We start from the raw sequence: 12,559 nt of genomic DNA, 5'->3' as shown, positions 1-12,559 counted from the left end.
GAGTCCATCCAAACATAAAAATATAAAAAAATATTTAAAATTGTTTATACCGGATTATTTATTCTTCTTTTTTTTCCGGCATGATCAGCGCTCGTTCCATTAAAGAGCACATGTGTACGTTCGGGGATTTAGCTTTTTCCGGGTACCACTTGTTCAGGTCGTTAAACTGGTCCATGCAGTTATGGCAGGGCACGATGACAATTTCCGCACCGGTGGCCACCACCTGGTCCACTTTGCGCTTACCCTTGGCCTTACGAATTTCATTAAATTCAGGCATGGCCATACCGCCGCCGCCGGCGCCGCAGCAGTAGTTCATCTTGCCGTTGGGGTTCATATCTACAAAATTTTTACAAAAGCTTCTGATAAGTTCACGCGGTGCTTCATATACCCCTTCCTTACGAGCGGTGTTGCAGGGGTCGTGATAAGTAACCACTTCAGTAATGGCATCCGGGTCAAGCTTGATTTTGCCTTCTTTAACCAGTTCATTGAGCAGCTCAAGGATGTGGCGAATGGGGTACTGCTTGCCTTTCCAATAAGTGCGGTAACCCCACCTCATAGAGCGGAAAGCGTGGCCACATTCTGTAACGATTAGCTCTTCACATTCCAGATCGGCAACTTCCTGCCACAGCGGCATGGAAATAGCCAAGAAGTCATCAGTTTGACCGGTAAACAGGGCAATGTTTGTAGCGTCCCAACGCTTGGTGCTGATGGTGTAATCAATACCTGCAACGTAGAACAGTTTTAAAGTGGTTTGTAGTTCGTTGGGGTAGTACTTGATATCCCGGGCGTTAAAGCCGTAAAAATACTTGGCGCCCTTCTTGTTCAGCGGTATTTCGTAATTGGGGTCGCCCAGTTCTTCCCTCAGTTCGTCCTGAATCCAATCAAGGGTTTCTTCATAATCTTCCTGGCTGACATTCATCTGGTTGCCGGATTCAATGTGCTCCCTGGCAATGGTTTGCAGGTAACCGGGGATTTTATCCTTGTCCCAGGTACCGCGCAAACTGCGTACCAGAGCGGCGATGTTGACGTTCATGGGGCATTCGATGGTGCAGCGCTCGCACATGGTGCAGTACCAGATATACGGGTCTGCATATACTTCATCTTTCATGCCCAGAAGGATTTTACGCAGGAATTTGCGTGGATCCTGGTTTTCATGAATGTCAGAATAGGGACATCCGGCTGTACACATACCACAGGCCAAACAATTGGTGAAATCATAATTATTCAGTAAGCCGGCAACTTCGTCCCTGAATTTGGGGTTAAGATCGGCAGCTTTAATAGCTTCCATGTATATAGCCTCCCTCCGAGTCTTGGCATACAAAACGGAGAATTTGCTTAGCGCCTCATAAGAGGCGCTAAGTTTATATTTAATTAATATTCATTGGGCAATTCATTTAGTTGTGCTCTTGTAAAAACAGGACCGTCTTTGCACACGTATTTGCCGCCCACATTGCACCTGCCGCACATGCCTATACCGCACTTCATGCGGTTCTCCAGCGACATAATGATTCTTTCCGGCGGGAAACCCAATTTTTCCAGTACGGGCATGGTGAACTTGATCATCACCGGCGGTCCGCAGATAATGGCGTAGGAGTTTTCTGAACTTGGCGCCACTTCTTCGGTAACGGCAGGAATAAAACCTACCCTGCCGTTCCAGCCATCCACGGCACGGTCTATGGTGGTGATCAAGTTGATGTCCGGGTTCTGTTCCCAAGCGGCCAGCTCTTCTTTGTAAAGCAACAGGCCGGGGTTTCTGGCTCCGTAGATAACCGTCAGGTTGCCGTAATCGCCACGGCGGACAGGGTCCATCATGTACGTAGCCAGAGAGCGCAATGTGGTGAAGGCAAAACCGCCGCCAATTATGACCAGGTTTTTACCTTTGAGCTCTTCCACGGGATAGTAGTTACCCAGCGGTCCGCGCACACCCACGGTGCTTCCCTCTTCCATCATGTGCAGGGCGGTTGATACAACTCCCACCTTGGCCACCGAGAATTTGAGGAACCCGGGTTCATTCGGTGAAGAAGCAATGCCGAAAGGGGCTTCCCCTTTACCGAATACGCATACTTCAGCAAATTGGCCCGGCATGTAAGGAAAACTCTTTTCGTCTTCTTCGCTCAGGAACTGCAGGGTAAAGGTGTGGATAAGCTTATCTTCTGTTTCAGTAAAGTTTTTGACCAACTTCATTGGCAGCGGTAGATATGGATTTTTCATCAACTATCCAACCTCGCTTCCGAACCCCGCACATCCTCCAGTACCACCCGGATGTCCATATTAACGGGGCAGTTTTTAATGCACCTGCCGCAACCAACGCAGGCTATTTCGTTATTGTTGTCAACGAAATATTTAAACTTGTGCATGATTCTGTTGCGGTAGCGCTCTTTATTGCTGGTGCGCGGGTTGTGACCGGAACCGTGCAGCGTAAAGAGCGGGAAAGCGCATGAATCCCAGTTGCGTACACGACAACCGTTGCAATCCACGGCGTCGTCCACTATATCGAAACAGTGGCAGGTTGGGCACAAATAGGTGCAGGCACCACAGCCCAAACATTTTTCGTGGATTTTGTCCCAAATGGGATCATAGAAATTAACGTCCAACTTGGCTTTCAAACCGTCAAGGTTAACCTGGCAGGTAACCACGGCATCTTCCTTGGCCTTGGCGGCAGCAGCTTGGTCCGCGTCCGAGGCGGCGGCAAAACCGGCTTTTTCAGCAAGTGCCTTACCTTTGTCAGATACCACCTCTACCACGTAGGCATCACCGGTATCCACCAGCAGTATATCCAGCCCATTGGTGTCAAAGGGCCCGCCATTGACCGAAGTGCAGAAACAGGTGCTGGCCGGGCTGTTGCAGCCTATACCGACCAGAATAGTGTTTTCGCGCCGGGTAAGGTAATATGGGTCCTGGTACTTATCGTTGTTGAAAACATGGTCCAGCAAAACAAGGCTCTTGGCATCACAGGGACGGACGCCAAAAACTATCTTTTGCTGATCGTCGAGAGTGGCTTCCAGCTTGGCTCCCGCTTCAGTCACGCTGTAGCTGTAAAGTTTTTCCGACTGCGGGAAAAACAATTCTTTAACCGGTAACTTGGTATTACCTGCGGCCAAAACTGCATCCTTGCCAGAGCAGATTTGTTTGAACACTGTAAAGGTGTCCTTCCTTACAGGTGCAAAAACTTGATATTCGCTGATCAGTTTGTCCAGGAAGTTGGGTAGATCCTTTTTGCTTACTATCATCAGTTTCACCTCATTCCTTCACCAAGAAAGGTTCTGGGTCATCAGCTGTGAACGAAGCAAGGGCTGCTTTGTCGTCAAGGTTAACCCCGGCTTCGGCGTTAAACAGTTCTTTAACGTCTTTGACCAGTTTACGGGTTAACAGACGCAAGTTAATGCCCATGGGGCAAGCCCTTTCACAAGCTCCGCAATCGGCACAGCGGCCGGCGCTGTGGAATACCCTAACTGCCTGGAATAAAATATTATCCTGGACATCTGCCGCACTCTTGCCGATCCATTCGGGAGTGGTGCAGTCTACGAAACATTCCGTGCAATAACAAACCGGGCATGCATTACGGCAGGCATAACACCTGATACACTTACTGAATTCTTGCGCCAAATACGCGCGTCGTTCCGCCGTTGTCTTGGCTTCAAATGCCTTAATTTCAGCGAAGTCGTCCTCACCTTTTTCGGGGAGCAGCTCACCAACCAGCTCATCATAAAGCACCGGGTTGCCGTAACGGCAGTCCAGGCAGGAATTATGCATCAGGTCAGCCAGGGCTACGGTTTCGCTGAAGTCCTTGCCTTTCAGTACAACTGCATCGCCGATGTCTTCAATGGCCAATACTTCTCTGCCTTCCAGCAGTTTTTCAACTTTTTTGCGGTCGATCATGCCGGTGCAGGGTACGCCGATAATATACAGGTTATCGCGATTGATCTGGTTTTCCTTGACCAAGGCGACGATGGAACGGGCGTCGCATCCCTTGGCTACTACCGCTACTTTACCTTCCCGCTTGCGCAGGTAATTGGCCAGGTTGTTTTCACAACCCCTGCTCCAGGTCAGTTTTTCCGCTTCTTCGGGAGTGCGGGCAAAAAGAGGAGTGCCCCGCAGTGGCAGGCTGCCTTCGGCAAAGCCAACTACCAGGTCAACCTTTTTGTCTTCCAATAATTTTTTGGCTGCGTCTTTTATTTGAGCTGCTAGCTTTTGCATCCGCAACACCCCGATTCACTTTCATTTAGCCCCTTGTTGGGTCCCAGTTCCTTAACCTTGTTTGTAACTTCCTTGACCAGTTCGGCAAAACGCCCGCCTTCAGCGGCAGATACCCAGGAGAAGTTGACGCGGCCTTCATCTTCGCCGATGTACTCTAAAAAGTCTTTCAGCAAAGCAAATTTTCTGCGGGCCACCAGGTTGCCACTAACATAGTGGCAGTCGCCGGGGTGTCACCCGGATGTCAGCACGCCATCCGCACCATGACGGAGAGCGCTGATTATGAATAGCGGATTCATTCTTCCGGTGCAAGGTATGCGCACCACCCGGATATTGGGCGGGTACTGGATACGACCTATTCCGGCCAGGTCGGCCCCGGCATAACTACACCAGTTGCATAAAAATGCTACAATTTTGGGTTCGAATTCCATATCCGTTTCCCTCCCCCATCTATAGAGCATTGATCATGGCCATTATTTGCTGGTTGGTGCAACCCTTGACGTTAATAGCTCCGCAACGGCAAGTGGAGGCACAGGCACCGCAGCCCTTGCACAGGGCTTCGTTGACCACGGCTACTTTTTTAGTTGCATCTACTTGTACGGCCTTGGCCGGGCAGACAGCTTCGCAATCGCCGCAGCCGGCGCACTTCTTCTCGTTCACAAAGGCGCTCTTGCCTTCAACAGAAATGGACTGTTTGGCCAGTACTGTACAGGCGCGTCCCACGGCAGCCTTGGCCTGCGCGATGTTTTCTTCCAAGTTCTTGGGACCATGGGCAAGTCCGCACATGAATACACCGTCAGTACCAAAGTCCACGGGGCGCAGCTTCATGTGAGCTTCCAGGAAGAAACCTTCCTGGTTGAGCGGCACTTTGTAGAACTGGCTCAGTTTACCGTTGGTATTTCTGTCCGCTACAATGGCGGCCGCCAAACCAACGACATCTGCGTTAATATTAACGGGCACGCCCAACACGTGGTCGGTTACAGTTACCTTCACACCGTTAGCGCCGGCTTCCACCACCGGTTTGTTGTCCACAGAGTAGCGTATGAAGATAACACCCTTGTTGCGGGCTTCACGGTACATCTCTTCATAGAAACCGTAGGTTCTGATGTCACGGTAAAGAACAAATACGTTGGCTTCAGGGTTAAGTTCCTTAACTTTCAGGGCTTGCTTGACCGATTTGGTGCAGCAAATTCTGCTGCAGTACGGGCGCTCGGCATCCCTGGAACCTACGCACTGAATAAAGACAAAGTTTTTAGCTCCGGTAAGCTTGCTGTCCTTGGCAGCCAGGAGGCCTTCCAGTTCCAGTAAAGTCATAACATTGTCGTTTTGACCGTACAGGTACTCGGTGGGCTTATATTCTTCAGCTCCTGTGGCAATTATAACTACACCGTGTCGAATAACTTCACCGCTGCTTAAAGTAGTCTCAAAGTTGCCGACAAAACCGTGTACGTCAGTTATTTCAACGCCGGTATAAACTTTAATGTTGGCATCGTTGTTTACCTGGTCAACCAGCTCGCCAACAAATTGAGGCAGGTCTTCGCCACGCATGCCAAAACGCAAGCGGTTGGCTATGCCGCCCAGGGCATCTGTCTTTTCCACCAGGCACACTTGGTAACCCTGCCGGGACAGGTTGGTGGCAGCAGTCATTCCCGCTACCCCTCCACCGATAACCAGTGCGTCATGGTTCATATCCAAGCTGACGGAAGCAATGGGTTCAAGCAATGCAGCCTTGTAAACGGCCATCTTTACGAGGTCCTTGGCTTTAGCAGTGGCCTTTTCCGGCTCATTCATGTGTACCCAGGAACACTGGTCGCGAATGTTGGCCATTTCAAACAGGTTGGGGTTAAGTCCGGCTTCTCTTAAAGTTTCCTGGAACATCGGCTCGTGCGTCCGCGGGCTGCAGGAGGCTACAATGATTCTATTTAAGCCGTACTGTTCAATAGCTTCTTTGATTTGAGCGGAAGTATCCTGTGAACAGGCGTACATTTTTTCATCGGCAAAAACAACGCCGGGCAGAGTCTTGGCGTAGGCCACCACTTCTGGCACGTTGACCACGCTGCCGATGTTGATGCCGCAATGGCAGATAAATACGCCGGTACGGACTATTTCACCGGCAACGTCTTTTTCTGCCGGGTATTCCTTGGCTTTGGTCATGGTGCCGCGCACTGTGGCTAGATTGGCGGCAGAAGCGGCCGCGGCCGCGCTGGCCTGCATCACGGTTTCGGGAATATCCCGGGGACCGCTGAAGGCTCCGGCGACGTAGATGCCGGGTTTGTTGGTGCCGACACCGGTTAATGCGGTAGGCTCGCAGAAATTAAACTTGTTCAGTTCAAGCCCGAGTTTACCGGCCAGTTCCACAATTTCCGGATTGGGTTCCAGACCCAGTGACAATACGACCAGATCAAAGTCCTCGTAACTAATGGTGCCGTCTTCGTTGGAATAGCGGATACGGCAGTTGCCGGAACCGTCATTGGCTTCAGTTACTTCATAAACGCGGGAGCGAATGAAGCGGACGCCGTTTTCCAACCTGGCCCGGTCATAGTATTTTTCAAAATCTTTACCGAAGGTACGCATATCCATGAAGAAAATTGCCGTGTCCAAAGGATAGTGAGTGTGTTCCTTGGCAATAACGGCTTCCTTGATGGCGTACATACAGCAAACGGAAGAGCAGTAGCCATGTTCGATGCGGCAGTTACGTGAACCTACGCACTGAATCCAGGCAATCTTTTGCGGCTCTTTACCGTCCGACGGCCTTTGCAGGTGTCCGCCGAAAGGACCTGAAGCGCTGAGAATACGCTCAAATTCAAGGCTGGTTAATACATTGGGGTTTTTGCCGTAGCCATAATAGAAGAGCTGGCTGACGTCAAATTTTTCAAAGCCGGGGCACAGGATTACGGAACCAACTTCAATCTCGATGGTTTCGTCCTGCATCTCGTGGTTGATGGCTTCAGCCTGGCAGACCTTAAGACACTTGCCACAGGCCTTGGGCTTCTTGATTTTTAAGCATTTAGCCGGGTCAATGGCATAAGCGTTGGGGTAAGCCTGGGCATATAGCTTGTAAATTGCCTTTCTGGGGCTAAGGCCCTGGTTAAACTCATCCGGGACCTTGACCGGGCACTCTTCGGCACAGGAACCGCAGCCGGTACATTTTTCGGGATCAACAAAACGGGCCTTTTTGTTGATGGTAACTTTAAAGTTTCCTGGCTCACCTTCAATATCCACTACCTCGGCATTGGTAATGGCGTCGACATTCAAGTGTCTCCCACAGTCAACAAGCTTGGGAGACAGGATGCACATGGAGCAGTCGTTGGTGGGGAAGGTTTTGTCCAACATGGGCATGGTACCACCAATGGCGGGCTTTTTGTCCACCAGGTAAACATAGTAGCCTGATTCTGCCAAATCAAGCGATGCCTGTATACCGGCGATACCTGCGCCAACTACTAGTACGGCTCCGACCTTATCAGGTTTTGTACTCATCTAAGCATCACATCCGTCCTCCTAGTTTCGGCATCACAAAAAAATATATTCGCGCCGGGCTAAAGATTATGAACTTTCCGGTTGCCCCAACCGGTTGTTTAAGGTATGACATAACCGAAGCCAATTATAAATTTTAGTTAAATAAAGCATCAACTATAAAGAACTTTGTGAATTTGTTTGAATAATCTTGATTTTGTTCATTATTTCTCGATTATGCATACCTGTCCATAGTATAATATTCTAGCCTGTTTTCTGTCAAACAGGTTAATTATCCAAATACCCGGCTAAAAAATGTTATAAAAAGGCGACTTGTTCAAGCCGCCTTTTTATTAACCAGGACCGGCTGTTTAGTCGGTCTTTTCTTGCTATCTGGAGCGGAAAGTTTTCAGGAACGAATCGCAGTAGATGTCTTTGTTCAATAAGATGTTAGCTGCCGCCACTGCATCCAACAATGCGTCGTCATCAACGTCGGCGATGGCTGAATCAAGTCCGCATGCCATGCTCATAATCAGGAAGGTGCGGTTGATCAGGTGCCGGTTGGTGCAGCGCTGCGAAGCGTTGCTCAGGCCCATAGTGGTACGCGGTGCCGGGTCGGCCAGCGTCTTAATCATACGTAAGGTTTCCAGCACTTCCACGCCGTGCTCCTGGGCTACGTTGCAGGGCAGCATCAGCGGGTCAATATACAGGTCTTCCATTGGAACGCCGTGCATATCACAGTTAACAACAATTTCCATCGCCAGGGCGATACGGTCGGCCGCGCTTTTGGGTACACCCTTCTCATTCATGGCCAGTCCGATAATCGCGGCATTGTATTTGGCAGCCATGGGAATATAAATATCCATTTTCCACTGGTCGGCAGTGGTTGAGTTAATCATGGCCTTGCCCCTGTGCACCTTCAATCCGGCCTCAATTGCATCCGGGTTGGTGGAATCGATGCAGCACGGAAGTGTAGAAACTTCCTGGGCTGTTTTTACCAGCCATTCCATAACGGCGGGTTGGTCTTCTTTTTCCACAGTTGGGCCGGTGTTAATGTCGAGATAAGCGGCACATTGTTCCTGCTGGCGCTTGGCCCAGTATCTGACGGGTTCCGGGTCCTTGTTTTGGATTGCTTCCCGGATGTCTTTGAACATGCCGTTGATCCGTTCACCAATAAGGATCATGCTCTTTGCCTCCTTACTTTTTATTAATAAGCGTTACTTTCCATCATTTTGTCAATGTGGACTTTAACCTGTTTAACAGTTTCAGGGTGACGCAGCACGAAAATCGATCCGCCGGCCTGGGCAAAGGTTGTGGTGGTAATTACTTCCCACAGAATAGCGCGGCGTTCCTGAGCACCCCACTCGGGTGATTCTTCGTCCGGGCTCTTGGCTTCCTTGGCCTTCCAGGCTTCCTGACCTACAAAGCAGATAACCGGCATAGCCAGCATTTTGTCGCCCATCAATGCGCCCAACCTGGCCCTTTCCATGATGGAGTAAGCGTATTCAATACCATAGCCCAGCGCGCCAACCAGCGGGTCAATGGCGATGCGGTTGGCCGGCAGGTTCATTTCAGTCATTAAGATATTCAACTGTTTGGCCAGGTTAATGTCCAGCGGGCTGGAGGCAATAACGCTATGGCCGTTGACCATGGCGGTAGCAGTTATGGTTTTATAGTTTTTCTCAGTGGCGCAGCCGATCAGGCAGTTTTTACCGCTTAAGGCTTCACCGACTTTTTCCAGTACTTCGGCGTCCTTTTCTTCAACGCCGCAGCCAATGACAATCAGGGGAACGTTGACGGCCTCGGCAACTGCTTTGGCAGTTGCAGCGCAGTCTTCCGGAGATGCATCTTTAAAGTCGGGATGAGCGCTCATTAAACGAAGAGCGATGGCGTCTGCTCCATATTCAACGTTCTTTTTGGCCCATGCGACCGGGTCTGCAAGTACATCATTAAAAGGCTTTTTCAAAATTTCAGGCCAATCTGCCGGCTCGAGGTCCCATACTTCAAGTGCCAGTACAGGTTTATTGGGGATTTCCCCTTCAAAATGCAGGTATGGTAACGTGCTTTCACCGCCGACCTTAACTGAAGAGTCGGCTCCCAGCACCATTTCTCCCACCTTGCTGGTCCATTTTTCTTTAGCTATAGTAACAGCCATTGGTTCCGCTCCTTTCTGCGTTAAAAAGCATAATTTTGCGGTATTAGATGATGGCAGCTTTTTTTAGAATATCATTAACTGCTGCCACTACCGGCGATCCATCGGGCAAACTAATCAGCGGCTTGCTCAGGATATCGTATTCCATCACCTGTTCATCCAAAGGCAACGTTCCGATTAATTCCAGGCCGGTCTTTTCAATTTCCGGCTTGAGGGCGTCGAAGGTTGCTTCATTTACCCTGGTTACCACCAGGTACATTTTTTTAATGTCGAGCTTTAAATTTTCAGCCAGTTCCCGTACCCTGCCGGCGGATCTAATGCCGCGCGCCGAGCAGTCACTGGTGATAAACAACACATCGACATTCTGGGTTGTACGCCTGCTCAAATGCTCAAGCCCGGCTTCGTTGTCCATGACCATGTACGGGTAATTTTTGCTCAGTTCCGCAACAAAACCGCGCAGCAGATTATTGGCATAACAATAACACCCGGCGCCCTCAGGCCCGCCCATTACTAACAGGTCGACATTGTCACCTTCGGAAAGGGATTGGTGTACTTTGTACTCCACAAACTGATCTTTTGTCATTCCTGCGGGCAGAGGATCCAGGTTATTATTTATCCGCACCAGTATGTCTGCTATGGACCCTTCAATTTCCAGGCCCAGTGCCTCGTTTAAATTGGCGTTGGCATCGGCATCCACAGCAAAAATGGGCTTCTTGCCGGCTTTGACCAACTGCCTGATCATTAATGAGCATAATGTGGTTTTACCTGTGCCACCTTTACCGGCCACTGCTATATTAAATGACATAACTATTCCTCCTTTATTTGGTAGAAACAGCTGGTTTAACTTACAGGTTATTATTTTCCACACTGCCCGCAAATTATATCTTAATTGCCCCAGCGCTGCTTATAAAACGAAGGGATACCGGCTGATTCGCGTGGGCCTACCAGCACTTCCCAGCCGCTCAGTTCCTGCAGTTTGCCGCTTAATACAGCGACGCCGCCGGGAATGATCACTTTCCTGTGGGACACTTTGTCAGCAATGCCGCTTGTATTTAACATCTCAGTAATTTTTTCCGGAGTAAACTTACCGGCAGCCCAACCGGTCAATACGGAAATGCCGTCGGTGTCAACCGGCAGAATATAGGCTGGGAAGCGTCCTGCCTCAACGTCACCCTGGACACAGAAATAGGTCAGGGAGAAGTTGGTGGTCACAAAAACGGGATCATCCGGACCGGGGTTGCCAACTTCATAAATTTTGGATTCCACGGCAATCGGCTTCTGCGGGTCGGTGTAAATGTTCAGGCGCAGGGTGATCAGCGGCAGGATGTCTGAGGGATCCGCAGTGTTTAATACCACGATGCCTGCATACTTGGCAATGTATACACCGGCGTCTACGATAGCCTGAATGGGATCCGGGTTATCAGCAAAGGTAATGGTAGGATAACCAAAGGGACGGAATTTTTTCAGCGCCTGGCGGCGAATTTGGGTTTGGTCGGCCAGAACCTTATTAACTTCACGTGCGCCGGAATCCAGAATAACTTTCTTATAACCAGCTTTTTCAACCAGCGCAGCCAGTTCATCCAGACCTGCTCCCTTAATTACGAGCGGAGCATCGTATTTCTTGGCCAGCTCAACCATGGCATCCAGGTTAGCTGCATTGGCGCCGCAAATAAGCGGGGCATTGGCACCTGCCACTTCCAGGGCTGCTCCCATGGCAGCAGCGTCTTCGCTGATCAATACCAGCGGAAACCCGGTGTTATCCTGGACTGTTTTTACGGCTTCGGCAAACTTGGCAGCATCGCCGGAAGCATTTACAACGGCTACCAGGTTAACGTTATGGGTTTGACCTACGCGGTCAAATACCAGCTTGTTGATTTCTCCCACTTTAAAAGCAATTTCACTGTCGTTGTCGTTAACGGCAATGGCAATGCCGGTGGGGTGTTCAAAGCGCTTGTCATGACGGAAAAGCACAGTTTCATTACCCAGTTGCAGTTCCTTCTCGCCTTTACCGATTTTAACCAGCGCGACCGGCGGTGCGGAAGCTGAATCAAGTGCTTCTTTAGCTGCGTCACTTACGTGAGGGCACTGGTCCAGGCTGGCCTTACCACTGGCCAGTTGCATGGCGAAAGCCAGGCAGGTAGGCTGTCCGCAGTCTTTGCAGTTTGTTTTGGGTAGCTGTTTGAAAATCTCTAAACCTGTTAAACCCATTACTCCATACTCCTTTCTCTGATTCGACTTATCATAAATAAGGAACACACCGGGCGGAACCCTTTAAAAGGTTCCGCCTGTGGTGTTTTCCGTAACTCGAAAGGAAATACCAGCTATAAAAAGTTTATTACATTAAAGGATCCATAGTCAAAGCGGGATGACCCTTTTCTTCGAGGAAAGACATAATTTCCTCGCCGCTGGTGCCGACAGTTTCGTCGGCAATCTTATCCACGAAGTCTTTGCCCAGGCCGGCGTTTTCAGCGGCCTCTTCCAGCGCGGCGCGCAGCTCTTCCTTCAGCGCCTTGGGCATCCATACCAGTCTGCCCAGGCCGCCGTCGGCGGGCACGAACTTGGGCGAGGCCAGATACGATTTGCCGATACCCATGAAGCCGGGCATCTGGGCGCCGCCGCCGATGGTGCCGGCCAGGGTGGAGAAGCTCATGCCGGACGGGGTCATGCCGCCGTGTTCGCGGTTGACCACCATGAAGCCGTTGCACTCGGGCACCATCGCGAGGATGCACTCGAAGCAGCCGCAGGAGGTCATCGGGTATT

The 12,559-nt window shown here is 50.3% G+C and carries 10 protein-coding genes and 1 pseudogene; all 11 read right to left on the bottom strand.

Translation table 11 applies throughout. The annotated features are described in order from the left end of the window. Positions 1–58 precede the first annotated feature (58 nt). Entirely contained in the window at positions 59–1,288 is a 1,230-nt protein-coding gene (locus H569_RS0115260) for a (Fe-S)-binding protein (RefSeq protein WP_027365697.1), read from the bottom strand. 83 nt (positions 1,289–1,371) lie between these two features. Next, complete coding sequence (locus H569_RS0115255; RefSeq protein WP_027365696.1) at positions 1,372–2,211, bottom strand: FAD/NAD(P)-binding protein; 840 nt, start codon at positions 2,209–2,211, stop codon at positions 1,372–1,374. Further along, positions 2,211–3,230 carry a 4Fe-4S dicluster domain-containing protein gene (locus tag H569_RS0115250; protein ID WP_027365695.1) on the bottom strand — a complete coding sequence of 340 codons (1,020 nt, stop codon included), beginning with the start codon at positions 3,228–3,230 and terminating at the stop codon, positions 2,211–2,213. Before H569_RS0115250 ends, H569_RS0115255 begins: the two co-directional genes overlap by 1 nt. A 10-nt stretch (positions 3,231–3,240) precedes the next feature. Continuing rightward, complete coding sequence (locus H569_RS0115245; protein ID WP_027365694.1) at positions 3,241–4,197, bottom strand: 4Fe-4S dicluster domain-containing protein; 957 nt, start codon at positions 4,195–4,197, stop codon at positions 3,241–3,243. Next, complete coding sequence (locus H569_RS23205) at positions 4,185–4,625, bottom strand: hydrogenase iron-sulfur subunit (RefSeq protein ID WP_157833551.1); 441 nt, start codon at positions 4,623–4,625, stop codon at positions 4,185–4,187. Before H569_RS23205 ends, H569_RS0115245 begins: the two co-directional genes overlap by 13 nt. A 19-nt stretch (positions 4,626–4,644) precedes the next feature. Next, positions 4,645–7,671: an FAD-dependent oxidoreductase gene (locus H569_RS0115235; RefSeq protein ID WP_027365693.1), complete on the bottom strand. Its 3,027-nt coding sequence runs from the start codon at positions 7,669–7,671 to the stop codon at positions 4,645–4,647. 365 nt (positions 7,672–8,036) lie between these two features. Continuing rightward, complete coding sequence (locus tag H569_RS0115230) at positions 8,037–8,831, bottom strand: methyltetrahydrofolate cobalamin methyltransferase (protein ID WP_027365692.1); 795 nt, start codon at positions 8,829–8,831, stop codon at positions 8,037–8,039. Between the two features lie 23 nt (positions 8,832–8,854). After that, positions 8,855–9,802 carry an acetyl-CoA decarbonylase/synthase complex subunit delta gene (locus H569_RS0115225; protein WP_027365691.1) on the bottom strand — a complete coding sequence of 316 codons (948 nt, stop codon included), beginning with the start codon at positions 9,800–9,802 and terminating at the stop codon, positions 8,855–8,857. 43 nt (positions 9,803–9,845) lie between these two features. After that, complete coding sequence (locus H569_RS0115220) at positions 9,846–10,604, bottom strand: ATP-binding protein (protein WP_027365690.1); 759 nt, start codon at positions 10,602–10,604, stop codon at positions 9,846–9,848. Between the two features lie 80 nt (positions 10,605–10,684). Further along, positions 10,685–12,007, bottom strand: coding sequence for an acetyl-CoA decarbonylase/synthase complex subunit gamma (acsC, locus tag H569_RS0115215; protein WP_027365689.1), 1,323 nt, complete (start codon positions 12,005–12,007; stop codon positions 10,685–10,687). 127 nt (positions 12,008–12,134) lie between these two features. After that, positions 12,135–12,559 (bottom strand): annotated as a pseudogene (locus H569_RS20585) (acetyl-CoA decarbonylase/synthase complex subunit alpha/beta); the annotation flags it as partial.

Source organism: Desulfotruncus alcoholivorax DSM 16058 (assembly GCF_000430885.1).
Classification (GTDB): Bacteria; Bacillota; Desulfotomaculia; order Desulfotomaculales; family Desulfallaceae; genus Desulfotruncus; species Desulfotruncus alcoholivorax.
Note: the sequence above shows the minus strand (reverse complement) of the source record. Positions and strands in the feature narration are given on the sequence as shown.